General features: G+C 67.9%; 14 protein-coding genes and 8 pseudogenes. 13 read left to right on the top strand and 9 right to left on the bottom strand.

From position 1 onward, the window contains the following. Nucleotides 1–9: 9 nt before the first annotated feature. The 3 pseudogenes from ACQPXS_RS00660 to ACQPXS_RS00650 form a co-directional block, all read left to right on the top strand. Nucleotides 10–827: pseudogene (locus ACQPXS_RS00660) on the top strand (IS630 family transposase); the annotation flags it as partial. 237 nt (nucleotides 828–1,064) lie between these two features. Further along, nucleotides 1,065–2,126, top strand: a pseudogene (locus tag ACQPXS_RS00655) (IS110 family transposase). A gap of 17 nt (nucleotides 2,127–2,143) precedes the next feature. After that, nucleotides 2,144–2,428: pseudogene (locus tag ACQPXS_RS00650) on the top strand (transposase); the annotation flags it as partial. Nucleotides 2,429–2,433: 5 nt separating this feature from the next. Here the strand turns inward: ACQPXS_RS00650 and ACQPXS_RS00645 are convergent. Continuing rightward, nucleotides 2,434–3,150, bottom strand: a complete 717-nt coding sequence (locus ACQPXS_RS00645; RefSeq protein WP_433445914.1) for a CBS domain-containing protein — start codon at nucleotides 3,148–3,150, stop codon at nucleotides 2,434–2,436. Nucleotides 3,151–3,412: 262 nt separating this feature from the next. Here ACQPXS_RS00645 and ACQPXS_RS00640 point away from each other — a divergent pair. Next, a pseudogene (locus ACQPXS_RS00640) lies at nucleotides 3,413–3,610 on the top strand (Ku protein); the annotation flags it as partial. 151 nt (nucleotides 3,611–3,761) lie between these two features. On the opposite strand, the gene ACQPXS_RS00635 reads toward ACQPXS_RS00640, so the two are convergent. Together ACQPXS_RS00635 and ACQPXS_RS00630 are read right to left on the bottom strand one after the other, a co-directional pair. Further along, the gene (locus ACQPXS_RS00635) at nucleotides 3,762–3,893 is read right to left on the bottom strand and encodes a universal stress protein (protein WP_433445913.1); all 132 of its coding nucleotides are present in this window, start codon (nucleotides 3,891–3,893) and stop codon (nucleotides 3,762–3,764) included. A gap of 163 nt (nucleotides 3,894–4,056) precedes the next feature. Beyond that, nucleotides 4,057–4,940 (bottom strand): annotated as a pseudogene (locus ACQPXS_RS00630) (NAD-dependent epimerase/dehydratase family protein). Nucleotides 4,941–5,570: 630 nt separating this feature from the next. Here ACQPXS_RS00630 and ACQPXS_RS00625 point away from each other — a divergent pair. Genes ACQPXS_RS00625 through ACQPXS_RS00615 form a run of 3 tightly spaced genes read left to right on the top strand, consistent with a single transcriptional unit; the run spans nucleotide 5,571 to nucleotide 7,129 of the window. Then, complete coding sequence (locus tag ACQPXS_RS00625; RefSeq protein ID WP_433455636.1) at nucleotides 5,571–6,035, top strand: hypothetical protein; 465 nt, start codon at nucleotides 5,571–5,573, stop codon at nucleotides 6,033–6,035. Between the two features lie 27 nt (nucleotides 6,036–6,062). Then, nucleotides 6,063–6,653: a helix-turn-helix domain-containing protein gene (locus ACQPXS_RS00620; RefSeq protein ID WP_433445912.1), complete on the top strand. Its 591-nt coding sequence runs from the start codon at nucleotides 6,063–6,065 to the stop codon at nucleotides 6,651–6,653. Continuing rightward, complete coding sequence (locus tag ACQPXS_RS00615) at nucleotides 6,650–7,129, top strand: integrase core domain-containing protein (RefSeq protein WP_433445911.1); 480 nt, start codon at nucleotides 6,650–6,652, stop codon at nucleotides 7,127–7,129. The genes ACQPXS_RS00620 and ACQPXS_RS00615 overlap by 4 nt, the downstream gene beginning before the upstream one ends. A 62-nt stretch (nucleotides 7,130–7,191) precedes the next feature. Here the strand turns inward: ACQPXS_RS00615 and ACQPXS_RS00610 are convergent. Together ACQPXS_RS00610 and ACQPXS_RS00605 are read right to left on the bottom strand one after the other, a co-directional pair. After that, nucleotides 7,192–7,392 (bottom strand): annotated as a pseudogene (locus ACQPXS_RS00610) (IS5/IS1182 family transposase); the annotation flags it as partial. Nucleotides 7,393–7,433: 41 nt separating this feature from the next. After that, a complete protein-coding gene (locus tag ACQPXS_RS00605) occupies nucleotides 7,434–8,168 on the bottom strand; it encodes a hypothetical protein (RefSeq protein WP_433445910.1) in 735 nt (244 codons plus the stop codon). Nucleotides 8,169–8,251: 83 nt separating this feature from the next. On the opposite strand from ACQPXS_RS00605, the pseudogene ACQPXS_RS00600 reads away from it, so the two are divergent. After that, nucleotides 8,252–8,827, top strand: a pseudogene (locus tag ACQPXS_RS00600) (IS256 family transposase); the annotation flags it as partial. Nucleotides 8,828–8,864: 37 nt separating this feature from the next. Here ACQPXS_RS00600 and ACQPXS_RS00595 read toward each other — a convergent pair. Further along, nucleotides 8,865–9,227, bottom strand: a complete 363-nt coding sequence (locus ACQPXS_RS00595) for a transposase (RefSeq protein ID WP_433455634.1) — start codon at nucleotides 9,225–9,227, stop codon at nucleotides 8,865–8,867. A gap of 383 nt (nucleotides 9,228–9,610) precedes the next feature. Further along, nucleotides 9,611–10,441, bottom strand: coding sequence for an ISL3 family transposase (locus tag ACQPXS_RS00590; protein ID WP_433445909.1), 831 nt, complete (start codon nucleotides 10,439–10,441; stop codon nucleotides 9,611–9,613). An 83-nt stretch (nucleotides 10,442–10,524) separates the two neighbouring features. Between ACQPXS_RS00590 and ACQPXS_RS00585 the strand changes: the two are divergent. From ACQPXS_RS00585 to ACQPXS_RS00575, 3 genes and pseudogenes are all read left to right on the top strand, one after another. Next, nucleotides 10,525–10,782: pseudogene (locus ACQPXS_RS00585) on the top strand (transposase); the annotation flags it as partial. 181 nt (nucleotides 10,783–10,963) lie between these two features. Beyond that, a complete protein-coding gene (locus ACQPXS_RS00580) occupies nucleotides 10,964–12,118 on the top strand; it encodes an IS110 family transposase (protein ID WP_433445908.1) in 1,155 nt (384 codons plus the stop codon). After that, on the top strand, nucleotides 12,072–12,821 hold the full coding sequence (locus tag ACQPXS_RS00575; protein WP_433445907.1) for an IS5 family transposase: 750 nt from the start codon (nucleotides 12,072–12,074) through the stop codon (nucleotides 12,819–12,821). The genes ACQPXS_RS00580 and ACQPXS_RS00575 overlap by 47 nt, the downstream gene beginning before the upstream one ends. Before the next feature lie 9 nt (nucleotides 12,822–12,830). Here ACQPXS_RS00575 and ACQPXS_RS00570 read toward each other — a convergent pair whose 3' ends face one another. Continuing rightward, on the bottom strand, nucleotides 12,831–13,976 hold the full coding sequence (locus ACQPXS_RS00570) for an FAD-dependent oxidoreductase (protein ID WP_433445906.1): 1,146 nt from the start codon (nucleotides 13,974–13,976) through the stop codon (nucleotides 12,831–12,833). A gap of 236 nt (nucleotides 13,977–14,212) precedes the next feature. On the opposite strand from ACQPXS_RS00570, the gene ACQPXS_RS00565 reads away from it, so the two are divergent. Beyond that, nucleotides 14,213–14,806: a TetR/AcrR family transcriptional regulator gene (locus ACQPXS_RS00565; protein WP_433445905.1), complete on the top strand. Its 594-nt coding sequence runs from the start codon at nucleotides 14,213–14,215 to the stop codon at nucleotides 14,804–14,806. Between the two features lie 270 nt (nucleotides 14,807–15,076). Beyond that, entirely contained in the window at nucleotides 15,077–15,754 is a 678-nt protein-coding gene (locus tag ACQPXS_RS00560; RefSeq protein ID WP_433445904.1) for a TMEM175 family protein, read from the top strand. Nucleotides 15,755–15,883: 129 nt separating this feature from the next. On the opposite strand, the gene ACQPXS_RS00555 is transcribed toward ACQPXS_RS00560, so the two are convergent. Further along, nucleotides 15,884–17,644, bottom strand: a complete 1,761-nt coding sequence (locus ACQPXS_RS00555; RefSeq protein WP_433445903.1) for an MOSC domain-containing protein — start codon at nucleotides 17,642–17,644, stop codon at nucleotides 15,884–15,886. Nucleotides 17,645–17,794 lie beyond the last annotated feature (150 nt).

Genomic DNA, 17,794 nt, shown 5'->3' with positions numbered 1-17,794 from the left:
GCCCAAAGTGTGAGGTATCCGCAGGGTGGGGGTCTGTCGCCTGAGCGGCAGGCGTTTCGTGAGCGCATCCGGATGATGGCGGCCGAGTTGTTCGCCGCCGGGCAGGACAATGCCACGGTCGCGAAGGAGTTACGGGTCAGCGTCCGGTCCGTTCAAAGATGGCGCCGGTCCTGGCAGGAGCGAGGCCCTGATGGGCTGCGCTCACGGGGGCCGGTCTCCCACCCGAAGCTGAACGATGCCCTGTTCGCCGTGCTGGGGGAGGAGCTGGCCAGGGGCCCGGTCGCTCACGGCTGGCCAGATCAGACCTGGACCCTGGCCCGCATCAAGACGCTGATCGGCCGCAGGTTCCACAAGACCATGACGCTCTCCGGCATCGCGCAGATGCTGAGGCGGCACGGCTTCAGCCACCAGGTGCCCGCCCGCCGCGCAGTCGAACGCAACGAGGACGCTGTGGCCGGCTGGGTGAAAGACGTGTGGCCGCACGTGGAAGCACCGCGGCGGCGCTCGGGGCCTGGATCGTCTTTGAAGACGAGGCCGGGTTCTCGATGACGCCGCCTGCCCGCCGCACCTGGGCCAAGTGCGGCTGCACCCCGGTCGTCCGGGTCCGCGGCCGGTCCCAGCGCCGCTATTCGATCGCCGCCCTGACCTGCTACAAGCCCAGCGAACGCTCCCGCTTGATCTACCGTCCCCGAAGACACAGCGACCACAAGAGCGGCGGACGACGCAGCTTCGCCTGGATCGATTACCGCGACCTCCTCATCACAGCCCACCTGCAGCTCGGCGGCCCGATCGTGCTCGTGTGGGACAACTGTGAGACTCATGGGGCGCCGTCCGGGGCCAGGGTCTGACCCGTGGGACAACTGGCTAGCCTGCCTTGTTGAGGATCTGTCGGCCTGTGGTCCTGGGCGGTGCTCGCTGCCGCCGGACCGGCGAGCGTGTCTCGATAGGTGCCTTGCCGCACAAGGCACCGTCACAGTTCTGACCGCCCACCGGCCCGACGCCGGCCACAGCCCCGTGCCGATCGAGGAGCCGAGTGACCGCCATCAGCATGCCCCCAGCCGACTCTGCCCGCACAGCCGGAAGAACCGCCGGCAGAGGACGTAATCCTGGGGGTGGACACCCACAAGGACGTGCATGTCGCCGCCGTGATCACCGTGCTCGGGGCTCTCCTGGCCCACCAAGAGTTCCCGGCCACGGCCGCCTGATACCGGCAACTCCTGGCCTGGGCATGCTCTTTCGGCGCCCTGCGCCGGGCCGGTGTGGAATGCACGGGCTCCTACGGAGCGGCTCTGGCACGCTTCCTGAGCCGGGAGAACGTGCAGGTCGTCGAGGTCAATCAGCCGGACCGCGCCATCCGCCGCAAGCGCGGCAAGACCGACGCCGTGGATGCGGAGGCCGCCGCCCGCGCAGTGCTGTCCGGACGCGCTGACGTCACACCCAAGACCGGTGAGGGCCCGGCGGCCGACATGCGCGTGCTACGGCTGGCGAAGGAGTCGGCCGTCAAGGCTCGCACGCAGGCGAAGAACCAGCTCAAGGCTGTGCTGCTCGGAGTTGATCCCGCGCTGCGCGAGGCACTCTCCAAGCTCACCAACACGGCGCTGATCGCCAGATGCGCCGACCTTCCCGACACCGGCGATGCGGCCGTCTTCACGCTCCGGCTGCTGGCCCGGCGCATCCAGCAGCTGACCGTCGAGGTGAAGGAGCTCGCCCACCGGGTCACTAAGGCTGTCCGTCACTGTCATCCGCAGCTTTTGGACGTCATCGGCGTCGGGCCCGACAGTGCTGCTGCCCTGCTGATCGCCGCTGGCGACACCCCAGAGCGGCTAGCCAGTGAGGCGTCGTTCGCCGCGCTATGCGGCGTCAGCCCTGTCGAGCAGTCTTCCGGGAAGACGCAGCGTCGGAGGCTGAACCGCGGGGGCAACCGGCAAGCCAACGCCGCCCTCTGCCGCATCGTCGTGACCCGCATCCGCCGTGATACCCGCACACGTGTCTACCTCGAACGACGCACGAAACAGAGCATGTCGAAACGCCAGATCATCCGCTGCCTCAAACGCTACGTCGCTCGCGAGATCTACCGTGAGATCCGGCCGGCATCGGCCCTTGCTGCCTCCTCTTCTGCCGCTTGACGCAACATAGGGGCATCCTCAACGTCCACAAAGACAGACGCCTGCGGGCCTTCATCGATGCACACGACTGGATCACCGCATATCACCTGCCGCCCTACGCACCCGACCTCAACCCCGTCGAAGGCATCTGGTCTCTGCTGCGTCGCAGCAGCCAGGCCAACACCGCCTTCACCGATCCCGAACACCTCATCGCCGCACTCCGCCACGGCCTTCGCCGACTCCAGTACCGCAGCGATCTCATCAACGGATGCCTCACCGGCACCGGACTCACCCCGACGACAACGCGCCTACAACCTCAGTAGTCCGCCTAGGGGGCCGCAAGCTGGGCATCCACGGCAACGACACCGTCGACGCCCTGGCACAGGCCCACGGCCACCGGGACGAGACGCGGCTCCGGGACGTGACCCCGCAGGGTAACGGCGCCGTCCCGAACCTCGACCGCGACGGTGCCCTTTTCCAGACCGAGGATGTGCCCCAGGACGTCCTGCTCGACCTCGCCGCGGATCTCGACGTCGGAGCGGATGAAGACGTCCAGCAGGTCGCTGCGGCTGACGATGCCGGTCAGGAGCCCGTGGTCGCCGACCACCGGCAACTGTTTGACGTGCCGCCTGCGGAGTTCCCGCGCGGCCTGGGGGATCGTCCAGTCAGCACGGGCCGTGAAGACGGGACTGCTCATGAGCGCGCCCGCGGTCCGGGCCCGAGCCTTGCCCCACGCGTGCTCGTCATTGCCGTCCTGCCCCTGTGGGTCGGGCATACCGGTCTCGTGCCGCAGCACGTCGGACGCGGACACGACGCCGATGGGAGCGCCCTCGTCGTCGATAACCGGGGCCGCGGCAATGTCGTTGGCGTCCAGCAAGGCGACGATCTCGTGGAACGTTGTGTCGGGGCGGAGGGTGACGACCTCCTCAGTCATCACGTCACTGACCTTGCGGCGGTGCAGCATGGCATCGGCCTCCTCCACTTCGCGACGGGGCGGAGCCCCGGCCTCCCCGGGCCGCTCGTCCACACCCGTCTCCCTACCCATGACAACACCGCGCCGCTCCGGCGACCAGTGACGTTCGGCCTGGCGGGGAGGGCCAGCTGTCCCACGGCGGCGTCCAGCGTGCCGCTCACCGCATGGCCGGCGTGCTTCACCGAGGGCTGAGCAACCGACAGTGCGTGCCAAAACACCCATCCTGGTCAAGCGAGAGCAGTCACCACCCGAACGGGTACTGCGGGCTGGGAGGCTCCAGCGTGTCCTGCCCGATCGGCGTGGCCAAGGCAGATGGCTGAGTTCTTCAACTGCGAGCATCGACCCCATCCGCATAGCGGAGGGCTACTACCTGCAATCCGTCGACGACGTCGCAGTCAAGCCGTACAAGCTGCTCGTCCAGGCACTCGGCCGGTCCTCCAAGGTGGCCGTCGCGAAATACGCCTGGTCAGGACGCGAACGCCTCGGCCTGCTTCGCGTCCGCGACGACGCCCTCGTGCTGCACGCCATGCGCTGCAGGACCGACACCTCAACCTCGGGCCGTCGGTCCCTGAGAAAGCCTCGACCTGCTCAAGGGCGCGTGTGCCGAGCGTACGCCGCGCCTCGTCCGACGTCTCCCACGCCGGTGTCAGTTCCGCCGTCCGGTATTTGGAGGGCAGTGCCTCTCACACGTCCACCAGGCGCAGCGGAAGCCTGCGCCGGCCGGCCTCGTCGGCGGCCCAGGCCAGCGCCAGCCACTGCGTGGGATCGGGGTCGATGCCCACCACGATCGGCCGGGTGTCCGGCGAACTGGTCATCACGTACCTCCCGAGGTGGGCCCTGTCACTGGAGTGAGGCTGACGGTCCGGCACACCGCCTGGGCAGGTCCGCCCGTCGTGACCTGCAGCGCCGAATCGATGTTGCTGGCCGGTACCTGAGCCGGGTGCGGCTTCACGGTCGGGCGACCGCCTTGGTGTTGCCTCACCGGCGCAGTCCTGGTGAACCGACCAGTGGCGGGGTGGGCAGTCCCGCGTCCTCGTGGAGACCGTTCAGCCACTCCAGCAGAGCATCCTGGACGGTATACCGGGGCGCCCACTCCAGTTCGCGCTGTGCCCGCGTCGTGTCCATCCACGACGGGCTCGGCGGCCAGGTTGAAGGCTCCGTGCACCGTACGCACGATGGCCTGCCGGAAGGCCTCGGCCGCGTCATCGGTGTGCAGGGCCTGGTAGCGCATGCCGGGGATGTCGGGATTGCGGGCATGCGCTCCGGGCGGGTCAGGCGCTTGGGCACCAGCGGGCCGCGGAACAAACGGTGCTGCTCGCACGCGGCTTCCCGCTTGAACATGAAGCCCGGCCGCATCCGCACCACGCGGACCTCGGGGTGCTGGAGTTTGAAGGCGTCCAGGACGCGCTCGACATAGGCCTTCTCTTGGCACAGCGTCGACTCCGGCCAGCCGTCAGTGGGCCAGAGCTCGTCCACGACCCGGCCCTTGGGTCCGGGTGAGTAGGCCCCCACGAAGGATGCGTAGATCAGCGCGGGGACGCCGGCCGCGGCCGCGGCGTCGAAGACCCGGATGCTGCCCTGAACGTTTGTGCGCCTGGTCGTCGCCGGGTGATGCGTGGGCTGGAACAGCCACGCCAGGTGGACGACGGCGTCCGCGTCGGCGAAGTGACCGGCCAGGTCGGTGCTGTCGTCCGCGATGTCCGCGCTCGCCCACTCGGTCTTCGTCGGAGACCACTGCGGAAGGCGGCGGGCCAATCCCAGAATCGAGTCGATCCGGGGATCCGCGCGAGTGTCTGGACAACGCTGGTGCCGAGGTTTCCGGTGGCCCCGACGACGACCACGCGCATGCCGGGCGCTTCCATGGGTTTCGCCTGCCCTTCAGGCGCTGAGGTGGAAGGTCGTTGAGTCCCCTTCCACGACCGTAAGACGACATCGGCGGCGCCGCACGTGGCTACGCGCCTCCCGCAGACCGTGCGTCTGCGCCTTGATGCATGCGCGCGGCCGCGATCGGCACGTCCGCCCGTCCGACGCACATCGGCTGCCCCGCATGTCTCGTTGATCCAGTCGTGGCAACACAGAGGCCTGGCTCGGACGTGCCCTACGCAGCGTTTAAGGAGCAACTGCGGCTTGTCCTGGCACGCAGCGAGTCGGCATTCATGGGGCGCCTGGGAGTAGCCGACGACATGGACAGCGTGAACAGGCGAACACCTGCGGCGGAGCCTGCTGAGTCGCTCCGTTCGGGGCCGTCGCACGTCCCAGAAGCACACCCACTCTCCATCCATTGAGCGGTGTGCATCGTGAAGTCGCAGCTCACGGGTCTGGTGTGAATGGCGAGTTGGGTGCTCGTGCCGGTCGGCGGCCGATGACCATGGTGTAGATCATCGGGCAGGTCCCGGCTCCGGCGGGATGCCGGGTTCGGCTGCGCCCAAACCGACCCTCGCTACGATCCGTCAGCAGGTCGGCACGCCGTGAGAACGCGGGAGGGCGCGGGGATGCAGGAGCGGCAGTGGATCACCGCCCGCCGAAGCGAACTGGACGCCCTTGCCGAGGAGTTGGCCAAGCAGCTTCAGGAGGTCCAGGCCGAGCGGGACGAACTGGCGATCGTGGAGCGGGTGTTGAACCGCCTGGCCGAGCAGGTCCAGGCCGACGCCGAGGCTGTCGGTCCGGTAACCGCGCAGGGCCGGGGGGCGGTCCTGCTCATCCCGCACCGCAGCGACACGGTCGACGAGGGTGCGTTGCCCGGCGACTACCGCAGGATCCTGGCGATCGTGCGGGAGGCCGACGGCCCGGTGCAGGTCAGGGCGGTCGGCGAGCGGCTGGGCCTGGACACTGCGGTGCGCGGCAAGCTGGAACCTTTGCGGGCGAAGATGACCAAGCTCGCCGACCACGGCTGGCTGCACGAGCGGCCCGATGGGCGGTTCACCTGTGGGGTGCCGAAACTCGTGTATAGGTCCTGAGCTGGAACTTTGCGAGGGTCGGCGGGCGTGGCACGCTCAGCGGGCATGGTGCTGCGCATGCTCTACCTGATCTTCATCAGGCTCCTCGGCCTGCTGCTGTTGCTCTCCCGTACCGACCGGGCGAGGGATGTCGAGTTGCTCGCTTTGCGCCACGAGGTCGCGGTGCTGCGCCGGCAGGTCGGGGGATGTCCGCGGCTGACCTGGCCGGAGCGTGCCGTGCTCGCAGGTCTCGCCCGGCACATCCCGGGCCGACTGCGTCGGCACCGTCTGGTCACACCCGGCACGCTGCTGAACTGGCACCGCCGGCCGGTCCGCTGGAAGTGGCGACAGAAACCCGCACGCACCGGGCGACCACCGATATCCGAGGAGCTTACGGCGCTGATCCTGCGCCTGGCCCGGGAGAACCCCACCTGGGGCTCGACTCGCATCCAGGGCGAGCTGCGGCGTCTCGGCCACCGGGTCGGCGCCTCCACCATCCGCCGCATCCTGCACGGCGCCGGACTCGGCCCGGCACCTCGACGCGGCCCGGACGCCGGGCCCACTTGGCGCGAGTTCCTGCGCGCCCAGGCCTCCGGCCTGCTCGCCGCAGACTTCTTCCGCGTTGACACCGTGGCTTGACCAGGCTGTACGCGTTCGCCGTCATGGAGGTCGGCACCCGCACGGTGCACATCCTCGGCGTCACCGCCCACCCGACCGCGGCCTGGGCCACCCAGCTCGCCCGCAACCTCCTGGCTGACCTCGGCGAGCGAGCCGCTGGCTTCCGCTACTTCCTGCGCGACCGTGACAGCCGCTACACCCAGGCCTTCGACACCGTCTTCACCAGCGACAACATCAAGATCCTCAAGACCGCGCCGCAGGCGCCGCGGATGAACGCCCACGCGGAGCGGTTCATCCGCAGCGTACGAGCCGAGTGCACCGACCGGATGCTCATCTACAACGAGCAGCACGCCCGACACGTCCTGCCCAGTATGCGACGCACCACAACACCGGAAGGCCGCACCGCGCCCTCGATCTTCGAGCTCCCGCCGACGCCCCGGACGTCATTCCCTTCCCGGCGCAGCGCATCCAACGACACGACATTCTCGGCGGACTGATGCACCAGTACCGCGACACCGCCTGACGAAGATCACGATGCTCCGGCGAAATGCGCAGCTCAGCGCCAGTATGGGACTTCTAGCACCCAACAGGCCACCAGCAGGACCCGGTCCTCCAGCGGCAGCGACCACGGACGTCCCGGACGGGCCCTGTCCGGGCTCTCGCGGCGGAGCGCTGCGATCAACTTACGGAAGAGCCGGGGGCTCAGCCCGGTGGAGGGGGCTATCCACGAAGGTTCCGAAGCCGTGATTACGCCAGCCATACCAAGATCATGACAGGCGGTGGGGGGCACCCTGTCCCAGGTCAGGACGTCTCAAGGGCTGGGGGAAGGTTCGCGCTCGTGTGCGCTTCCGCAATGCTGAAGACGCTGGCGCAAGCCGGGCACTCCGCACGGCCAAAGACGTGCCTGATCCCCTCGGCGAGTCGCTGCTGCTCGTCCCGGACGGCTGTGGCATGCATCCATCGGCCGGGGTCGCGAAGCTCCTCGGCCGAAGCGGGCCGCAGCGGCCGCCGCTCGATGTCGCCCAGATCCCAGTCACGGATGGCCGAGTAGCAGCCGTAGTCGCTGACGGCGATGGTCACCTCCGCTCCGCAGTGCGGGCAGGACACGGTGTAGAAGTCGTCGGTGAAGTCTTCCAGAGCGGCGCTCCAGTGGTACTGCCCTTCAAGCGCGAGCAGATCGCCGAAGATCCGGTTGTAGTTGGCAGGACGCGTCCGAAGCTGCTGGTCCACGAGTTCCCGCAGTCGGGCGATCGCATCCGCGCAGCCCGCGAGCAGAGCTTCGCCGTCAGGATGCTGCAAGGTGCCACGCACGATGGCGCCGGCCAATTCAAGCGCCTGGGCACATGTGGGAGCCAGGATTGCCAAGCGCGGAAGAGCGGTGAAGCTCGCCGGGGAGACCGTCTCACCGTGCAGGCACAGACGGTCCCAAAGCTCCTCCCAAGTCTCCGGAGCTTCCTCCCGCCCTACCTGATCCAGGAGCAGTGGCACTCGTCCAATCATCCCGTGAGCATCGATCATCTGCGTCCAGTCCGTCACCAGAGCATTCAACCGTCTCCAGGGGACTGTAAATCGTTCGGTGTAACTCCCGATTATGGAAGATGCATCGATGACCAGTGAACGTGGCCGAGCACGAGGCTGTCGAGTTGGCAGCGGCTGTGTCGGCGAAGGCCGTGGACGACCAGCTGATCGACGAGCTGGTGAGCCGGGCTCAGGCAGAGGGCCTGCAGCTGACCGGTGAGGGCGGACTGCTCCAGCAGCTGACCAAGCGGCTGCTGGAGTCCGCCCTCGAGGGCGAGATCACCGACCACCTCGGTTATGACAAGCACGATCCGGCAGGCAAGGACGGGGGCAACTCCCGCAACGGCAAGCGCTCAAAGACCGTCCTGACCGAGGTCGGGCCGGTGGAGATAGCCGTGCCCCGCGACCGGGACGGCTCGTTCGAGCCGAAGATCGTCAAGAAGCGGCAGAAGCGCCTGACCGGCGTTGACGATATGGTGATCTCGCTGGCCGCGAAGGGCCTGACCACCGGCGAGGTCCAGGCCCATCTGGCGGAGGTCTACGGAGCCGAGGTGTCCCGGCAGACCATCTCCACCATCACCGACAAGGTCCTCGAGGGCATGGCCGAATGGCAGAGCCGCCCTCTCGACCCCGTCTATCCGGTGGTCTTCGTGGACGCCATCCACGTGAAGATCAGGGTTCTGTCGACGATCTTGTGATCCAGTGCAGAGGATGTCACCGTGCGAGCAGGACGCGTTTGCGAAGGAGATCGAGGCCAGCACGGCCGAACATCTGGCGTTTCAGCATCTTCAGCCGGTTGATGTTGCCTTCAACAGCGCCTGAACTATGTGGCAGGGACAGACCGTTGTGGACGGCGTCGAAGTCGCGGCGGAGGTTGCGGGCGAAGCCCGCAAGCGGAGCCAGGGTGTCGTGCTCGACGCCGGCGATCCACTCCTCGAGCCGGTCGCCGTGGCGTGCGGTCATCATGACGGCGAACTTCCTGACGTGGCCGGTGAGCCGGTCCAGCTCGGGGTCGCGCTCACGCAGGCGGTGCAGTTTGTCGGCATCGCCGTCGCGGAGGTGTTCGGGGTGGGTCATGATCCAGGATGTGACCTCGCGGACCGTCGGCGGTGTGGGGCCGACGGCGGGTGCGTGGCCGCGCCCGGTGCGGTAGCGCCGCAGGTGACGCTGGACGGCCAACTCGCCTCCGGGAAAGCCGAGTTTCTGGATCTCCCGGTGGAGCTGTGCGGCATTTCTTATGCCTTCGTTCCAGCGTCGGTGCAGGTAGCCGACGTACGGGTCGACGACATGCGCCCGCTGCAGGCTCTTGGCGACGACATCATCAGCGGAGCGGGCGTTGACCAGCTTGCGGACGGTGGCCTGGTGCAGCCCGAGCTTCCGGCGGATCGCCGCCTTCGACATCCCCTGCGCCCACAGCTCGTGGGCGGCGGCATGCTGCTCCCGCAGCCGGGTCACGATCTTCAGCTCCTTCGACGGCTGCACCACCTCGGGCTCCGCTTCCGGGTGGCCGGGGCCGTCTTCCGCTCCAGCAAGCGGTTCTGCCAGGCGGGAGCGGTGGGCGTTGACCGTCTTCTCAACCGCCTGGCAAGGTTGGCCCACAAGTGATATCGGTCCGCGACCTGCTGGGCCTGTGGCGCCCCGACCCGCGCGCCCTCCCCGTAACCACTGGAGCGGTCCCGGCAGATGACCTTCACCTCGGGATGGCATTGGAGCCAGGCGGCCAGGTCCTCGCCCTCGCGGCCGTCGTAGAGATGCAGCGGCCGGTGGGTGGCCATGTCGATCAGCACTGTGCCGTAGTGGCGACCCTTGCGGAAGGCAAAGTCGTCGACACCAAGCACCTCAACCTCGCCGATCTCCGGCTCGGGCAGGGCCCGGACCATCCGCAGCAGGGTGTCCCTGCCCACCGTGATGCCGACAGCGGCCGCCAGGCGGGCCCCGGCCCGGCCGGCCAGCGCCAATCCGATCTGCATCAACAGCCCGCGCAGCAAAGGCGTATAGCGGCCGTGCGGAGTCGTCAGCCCCGCGATCTGCTCGGCGAACGTCACTGCCGGGCAGGCGGGATTCTCACAGCGGAAGCGACGTATGTGTAACTCGATCACGACACCGAGACCGCCCACAGCGGCATCACGCAGCTTGCGTACATACCCGCCGTGCACCCGCGACGAGCTATGACCGCAGTGGCAGGTCCCCGTCGTCGACCGCGCTCGTGCCCGCAGTACTACCTTGTCCGGCCGTCGCTCGACCCCCTCGATCACCAGCGCGGACAGGTACGGAAACAGCTCCAGGAGCACATCACGAGAGCACCCGATGCATGATCGCGAACAGTCGGCACAGCCCGCTCAACCGTCCGGATCACAAGATCGTCGACAGAACCAAGATCCGTGACGGCGCGGTCGCCAACCGCCCCGTCTATGTGGCCCTGGCTGTCACCGTCGAGGGCCGGCGGGAGATTCTGGGCTTGTGGGCCGGCGACGGCGGTGAGGGCGCCAAGTATTGGCTGCACACCCTCACCGAGATCAAGAACCGCGGCGTGAGCGACGTACTGATGCTGGTCTGCGACGGGCTCAAGGGTCTGCCCGAGGCGGTGGAGACGGTCTGGCCTCGCACCATCGTGCAGACCTCATCCGTGCACACTCCTTGGTGGCGGGAATTCCCCACCGGTCACCGCGCCAGCGGGAGAGGACCTATGCAGACGCGTTGCCTTCGAGGCCCCCATGCAGACCAGTCCCTCCCGCTGGAGGCGGGCCGCGAACTGGCCAGCGGGAGTCGCGCCTCGAGCGCCGAGATGAGGTACCAGCGGAGCCGCCCAGCCGGTGACCAGGACCGACGGGACGGAATCCATGGACCATTCGTTACCCACCAACACCACAGATCCCATCGGGGTGTTCGCCGGCGTCGACTGGGGCAACGCCCATCAGCAGCTCTGCCTCGTGGACGAGGCCGGCCAGGTCGTGCACCAAAGGCGCTACGCGCACACCGCTGACGGCCTCGAGCGTCTGGACCGGCACCTGCGCCGCCACGCACCACTGGCCGGGATCGCCATCGAACGAGGCGAGGGCCTGCTGGTCGAGCGCCTTCAAGCCGCAGGGCACACCCTCTACTGCGTCTCTCCGAAGATCTCCGCGCGAGCGCGGGAACGCTACCGGATGGCACCGAAGAAGGACGATGCCTTCGATGCGTTCGTCCTTGCCGACAGTCTCCGGCACGAATACCGGCACTGGCGGCCGCTGCCGGTCGCCTCACCGAAGCTGGCCGAGCTGCGGGCCGTCATCCGCGATCGGGAACGCGTCGTCTGGAACCAGCGCGACCTGGAGAACCAGCTGCGGGCCATCCTGGAGTCCTATCACCCGGCCGTGCTGCACCTGTTCTCCTCCCTCGACCGCGACATCAGCCTCGCGTTCCTGGAGGACTACCCCCCTGAGCAGGCCCGCCGCGTCGGCCCTGAGCGGATGAAGGCGTTCACCAGCCGTCACGGCTACTCCGGGCGCACTCGCCCCGAAGTGCTGGTGGAACGACTGCGTACGCACCTGCTGACCGCAGCCCCAGGCACGGTCGCCGGCAAGCAGCTGACCGCCGTGCTCTTCGCCGAGCAACTCGCCCTGCTCAACGACCACATCCGCATCCTCAACAAACGGATCGACGAGCTCCTGGTTGCTCACCCCGACGCGCCGATCTTCCTCAGTTTCCCCTGCATGGGCCGCTCCTGCGCGGCAACTCTGCTGGCCGAGATGGGCGAGGACCGCGATCGCTTCCCCACCCCGGCCGCACTCATGGCCGAGACCGGAGTCGCCCCGGTCACCCGGTCTTCCGGCCGCACCCGGCAGGTCCGCTTCCGCTATGCAGCCAACAAGCGAATGCGCCACGCGGTCGACTGGTGGGTCTTCAATATGGCTCGCGGAGCGGATCGAGCCGCTGCTGCCGGTGGTCGAGCGGCGGTTCCGGTATCCGGGGCGTCGGCGTATCAATGACCGTCGGGTGCTGTGCGGGATCCTGTTCGTGCTATACACCGGCATCCCGTGGCGGTACCTGCCGCAGGAGCTCGGCTTCGGATCGGGGATGACCTGCTGGCGGCGGCTGCGGGACTGGAACGAGGCCGGGGTGTGGCAGCGCCTGCACGAGCTGCTGCTGGCCGAGCTGCGGTCGGCTGGGATGTTGGACTTCTCCCGGGCTGCCGTCGACTCTTCGCACGTGCGCGCGATGAAGGGCGGGCCAGCCACCGGACGCTCCCCGGTGGACCGGGGCAAGACCGGCAGCAAGCACCACGTGATGGTCGAGGCGCACGGCATCCCTCTGGCGGTGACCCTGACCGGTGGAAACCGTAACGATGTCACACAGCTGATCCCGCTGATCCAGGCCGTTCCGCCGATTCGTGGCAGGAGCGGCCGACCCCTGCGCCGCCCCCGCCGGGTCTACGCCGACCGCGGCTACGACCACGACGTCTACCGCGACAAGGTCCGCCGGTTCGAAATCACCCCGGTTATCGCCCGACGCGGTGCCGAACACGGCTCCGGCCTCGGAGTCCACCGCTGGGTCGTAGAGGGCGCCATCGCGCTGCTGCACTGGTTCCGGCGCCTGCGCATCCGCTGGGAGATCCGCGAAGACATTCACCAAGCCCTCGTCACCCTCGGCTGCGCCATCATCTGCTGGCGGCGGCTGAAGACCTCAGTCTGATCCCAGTTCTCAGGGCTGGGCGGCGTCGTCGCTGCCGACGTCGGGTACGCCTGCGGACAGCAGGTGCTCGGCGCCGCCTTCGAGGGCCTTGGCCGTCTCGGTGGAGCGGGGGAGCATGGTCTTCTCGTAGGTGCGGATCGCGTCGTCGATGGTGGCGGCGTTCGCGAGAGCGAGGGCGAGTTCGCTGGCGTCGAGCATGGCGAGGTTGACGCCGACGCCGAGCGGGGGCGTGAGGTGGGCGGCGTCGCCGAGCAGGGTCACCGTCGGGTTGTGTTCCCAGGTGTGCGGGACAGGGAGGGCGAAGATCGGGCGGTCGACGTAGGGGCCGTCGTTTTCGATGATCATCTTGCGCATGCGGGGCGACCAGTGGGCGTACTCGCCGAGGAGCAGGGCGCGGATGCCATCGGTGTCCTCGACGGTCAGGCCGCTCGCGTTGATCCAGTCGACCGGGACTCGTCGGATGATGTAGACGCGGATGTGGTTTCCGCTGTTGCGCTGGGCGAACAGGCCGCGCTCACCGTCGGCTGCGTGGGCGCTGCCCTGGCCGACCAGCTCGGCGATGCCCGGGTGCCGGTTCTCGACGTCTGAGAACCATGCTTCCAGGAAGCTCACCCCGGTGTACCCGGGGACGGCGGGAGACACGGCCGGGCGCACCCGGGAGGAGGCGCCGTCGGCGCCGATGACCAGATCGGTCTCGATGGTCGAGCCGTCGGTGAAGTGCAACCGCCGCGGCCCGTCGTCGGGTCCACTGATCATTTCCAGGGCACGGCCCCAATGCACAGTTCCCGGTTGTAGGGAGTCGAGCAGCAGGTTGCGCAGCTGGCCGCGGTCGATTTCCGGCTTGAACAGCTCGTCGATCTCCGGGACTTGATGGGACGTGATCGTGCCGGTCGGGTCGATCTGACGCATTTCCTGCCCTTCGGGGCGAGCGAGCTTGAAGAACTCGTCGAGCAGGCCGGCTTCACGCAGGGCGATCTGGCCGTTGTCGGCGTGCAGGTCGAGAGTGCCACCCTGGTTGCGCGCGTCGGGGCCCCGGTCGCGGTCGTAGACGGTGACTGCTATGCCGCGCTGCTGGAGGATGCGGGCGCAGGTCAGTCCGCCGGGGCCGGCACCGATGATGCTGATGCGGGCTCGGGCGGGCTCTGGGGAGTTCATGGTTGTTCCTTTCAGTCGGCGAAGAGGAGGCGAGCAGGGCCGGGCATCGTCGACCTCGGCACCGGACGTGCCACGCAGGGGGCCTCCCCAATGAACAGGTCGGCGCGGTGCAGACGATGACGAGGCCGACGACGATGTGCCGGCCAGGTACGCACAGTGTCCATAAAAACAGAGCAAGTAGAAAAGTACAACGACTCTACTTAGCGATTGATTCGACTGTCGGGTACGCTCTAGCCATGACCGTGCCCTCTGTCAGCCGCCGCGACCGCAAGAAGGCGGCCACCCGGCAGGCGATCGCCGACGCCGCACTGCAACTCTTCCTGGAGCGCGGCTACGACCAGGTGAGCATCCGTGACATCGCCGACGCCGCCGACGTGTCGACCGCCACGGTGTTCAAGCACTTCAGCGGCAAGGAAGCGCTGGTCTTCGACCAGGACGAAGACCGAGAGTCACAATTGATCGCCGCGGTGCGGCAGCGACCCGCTGGGCAGAGCATCCTCGATGCCCTCCGACAGCACGTGCTGGACACCTGGCCAGCGATCGGGGCGCATCCTCAGGCGGCCGAGTTCACCAACCTGGTGAACTCCACGCCGGTACTGCGCGCGTACGCCGAACGCATGTGGACCCGGTACAGCGACAGCCTCGGCGCAGCCATCGCAGACGAGTTCGGCGTGGATCACGACAACCTCGCATGTGTGGCTCTTGCTCGATTCGTGCTCGAGATCCCGGTCCTCGCTCGCGACCGGCAGGACCGCCGGGCCGCCGTCGGGGCACTCTTCGACATCCTCACCCACGGCTGGGAACCGCCAAACAAGCCGCCCGCGGCGTAGCGCCCAGGCCGTTTCCTGAGCCCGCCCTCGTCCAGCCTCGGCTTGCCCCACCACGCTTCGGTCGCACCCACCCCCTGCCTGGCCTGGCAACGAGAACTGACACGCCGTCATCCCTGAGCGGCAAGCACCTCATTCTGATCCCAGTCCTTAGCCTGCGGCGGTTCTGTGGGCTTGAAGCCGCGGGCGTTTGGTGAGCCCGTCGGTGTACATCAGATTGATGGAATGCCCTTTCGTCCTGGCCGGCGGTGTGCGGTGTCTGAGACTGGGACGATGACAGAGCCTCTTCATGGACCGGCGAAGCCAACGCCCTTCGGGGTGGAGCGCGATCCTGCCAGAGTGGTCGCGTTCAGTGACGGTGTTGTCGCCATCGCCGTAACGCTGCTTGTTCTGGAAATTCGTCCGCCGCACGACACGGGTCATCTCGTGCATGGTCTCGTGGCGCTCTGGCCGTCTTATCTGGCGTACAGTGTCAGCTTTATGCTGATCGGTCAGGTGTGGGTCAACCATCACGTCATGTTCGACCACATCCGCAGCGCTGACCGGGTGGTCCTGTTCCTCAACACTGTGCTGTTGATGGACATCGCGTTCTTGCCGTTCGCGGCTTCCGTGCTGGCCGATGCGTTCCGTGACGGGCGTGGCCAGCGCGTTGCGGTCGTCTTGCATGGTGCCGCGTTTGAGTTCGCGGCCGTTCTGTTCAACGTGATCTGGTGGCATGCCCGCCGTGATCGTCGGCTGCTCGCTGCCACCATCGATTCCGCTGGAGTGAGGGCTATCGCCCGGCGCTTCCGGTTGGCCCTTGCCTGGCTCGGTGCCGGAACCCTGCTCGGCGCCTTGTTTCCCGTGCTGGGCGTGGCTGTGATCGCCGCGTTTGTCCCTTATTACTGGCTGCCCATCGAGGGCGAAATCGAAAGGGCAAAGCGTCGTGCCGGCCGTGGTCGTCAGGCGTGACTGCTGGTGTCTGTCCTGCCCGTCGTTGGCCTTGCACAAGTTGTATTGGGTGCTGGACCTTTGTCTGGCAGGCAGGGGGGTGCCCGGGCGTCATAGGCAGGGCCGAGTGCCGGTGGGTTTGCTCGTCGGCTAGAGGTCGAGGACGACTTCGGTGGTGGGCTCGCTGCAGCAGATGAGGATGGTTCCGGGTTCTGGGGGCTCGAGGGGTGGGATGGTGTAGGTGATGTCGCCTGCGACGAGGTGGGTGATGCAGGTGTGACATACGCCGGTGCGGCAGGACCATCGGGTGGGGATGTCGCAGGCTTCGGCGAGGTCGAGGAGGGAGGCGTGGGCGGGTGACCAGGGGGTGGTGATGCCGCTGCGGGCGAAGGTGATGAGCGGCCCGGTGCCGGCGGGGCCGGGTGGTTGGTGCGGCCGGAGCACGGCCGTGGGCGTGACGCCGGGGTTGATGGCGGGAAGGGCGCTGAACGCTTCGGTGTGGATGCGGCCGGGATCGAGGCCGTGGTCGCGCAGGTAGCCGCTGAGCTCGTCCATGAAGGCGGGTGGTCCGCAGAGGTAGGCGTCGGCGTTGGCGGGGATGCCCATGGCGGCGAGTGAGGCGGCGGTGGGGCGGCCCTGGGTGATGTGGGGCTCGTCGGGATGCGGGGCTTCGGCTGTGTAGTAGACGTGCTCGTGGGCGTGGGGGAGTTGTGCCAGGAGCGTGTGGGCCTCGTCGGCGAAGGGGTGGTGGGCACGGTCGTGGGCGGTGTGGATCCACCAGACAGGCCGTGGGCCTTGGGTGGCGGCGAGTTGGTGGAGCATGGCCAGCACGGGGGTGGCGCCGATGCCTGCGGAGATGAGGATGACCGGGTCGGCGCTCTCTTTGAGTACGAAGGCTCCGCGGGGGCTTGCGACGTCCACGAGGTCCCCGGGGTGGAGGCTGGTGTGGAGGTAGTGGCTTACCTGGCCGTGGGGCTCGTGCTTGACGCTGATGCGATAGGTGCCGGCTGTGGGCGCGGAGGACAGGGAGTAGCTGCGTACGGCGGGGGCGGCTGCGCCGATGTCCAGGCGGAGGGAGAGGTACTGGCCCGGGTGGGGCTGCGGTAGGGGGGTGCCGTCGGTGGTATCGAGGTAGATCGAGGAGACGGTGGGGGTCTCGGGGATGATGCGGGCGACGCGCATGGTCTTGAAGCCCGGCCATCCCTGTTCTTCCCTGGGTTGCTGGGCGCTGGCGCGTTCGCCTGGCCATCCCGGTTCCTGTGTGGGCTGCTGGGCGGCGGCGAGTTCACGGAAGGATTGCTGCCATCCGGGGCTGAGAGCGGGGATGTTGAGTGCTTTGCGCAGCTTTTCGGGGTCGCGGTCGGGAAGGTAGAGCAGGGCGTCGGTGTCGGCGACGCTGAGTTGTTCGGGGCCCTTGCGGGTGAGGGTGATCTCGTCACCGGCCTGGACGTGTCCCTCGGTGATGACGCGCAGGTAGAAGCCGGGGCGGTGGTGGGCGACCAGCAGAGAGGCCATGGCGGGTTCGCCCAGGCGCATGCCGACGCGGTAGCAGGTGACGCGCGGCTGGGTGACCTCGAATTCGGCGTCGCCGATGCGGTAGCGGTCGCCGATGCACACTTCGCTGTCGGGCAGGCCGTCGACGGTGAAGTTCTCCCCGAACATCCCGAAGGTCAGGTCGTCGCGACCGAGCTGCTTTTGCCAGTACTGGTAGGACTGCACCTGGTAGACGAGGACGGCGCGCATCTCGCCGCCGTGCCCGGCCAGGTCGCCTTGGCCGTCTCCGTCGATGTTCAGCCGCCGTGCCATCCGGGGGCCGTGCACGGGGGACTTCCACGCTCCGGTGTGGACGGTCCTTCCCTGCCAGGGGACGTCCTTGGGCATCCCTACGTTGACGGACAGCAGCGTCGCCATCGCGGTTCTCCTGGGGGTGGCCGGGGGCAGCCCCTCATGGCGCTGTGAAGTACGTGCTGCGCCCGATCCTAGTTCTTGGCCTGCGCCGCCCGCTATTCATCGATCATGAGCCTTTTGAGGCGTCAGCCGAGATTTTCTGAATGCTTGAGA

The sequence above is a fragment of the Streptomyces sp. CA-142005 genome (assembly GCF_050942335.1).
In the GTDB taxonomy this organism is placed as follows: Bacteria; Actinomycetota; Actinomycetes; order Streptomycetales; family Streptomycetaceae; genus Streptomyces.
Note: the sequence above shows the minus strand (reverse complement) of the source record. Positions and strands in the feature narration are given on the sequence as shown.

Bases quoted from the DNA above. Each gene is read 5' to 3' on its own strand.
- ACQPXS_RS00560 (WP_433445904.1), top strand. From the start codon at position 15,077: ATGACAGAGCCTCTTCATGGACCGGCGAAGCCAACGCCCTTCGGGGTG.
- ACQPXS_RS00635 (WP_433445913.1), bottom strand. From the start codon at position 3,893: ATGACCAGTTCGCCGGACACCCGGCCGATCGTGGTGGGCATCGACCCC.
- ACQPXS_RS00570 (WP_433445906.1), bottom strand. From the start codon at position 13,976: ATGAACTCCCCAGAGCCCGCCCGAGCCCGCATCAGCATCATCGGTGCC.
- ACQPXS_RS00595 (WP_433455634.1), bottom strand. From the start codon at position 9,227: ATGACCCACCCCGAACACCTCCGCGACGGCGATGCCGACAAACTGCAC.
- ACQPXS_RS00645 (WP_433445914.1), bottom strand. From the start codon at position 3,150: ATGGGTAGGGAGACGGGTGTGGACGAGCGGCCCGGGGAGGCCGGGGCT.
- ACQPXS_RS00555 (WP_433445903.1), bottom strand. From the start codon at position 17,644: ATGGCGACGCTGCTGTCCGTCAACGTAGGGATGCCCAAGGACGTCCCC.
- ACQPXS_RS00625 (WP_433455636.1), top strand. From the start codon at position 5,571: ATGCAGGAGCGGCAGTGGATCACCGCCCGCCGAAGCGAACTGGACGCC.
- ACQPXS_RS00565 (WP_433445905.1), top strand. From the start codon at position 14,213: ATGACCGTGCCCTCTGTCAGCCGCCGCGACCGCAAGAAGGCGGCCACC.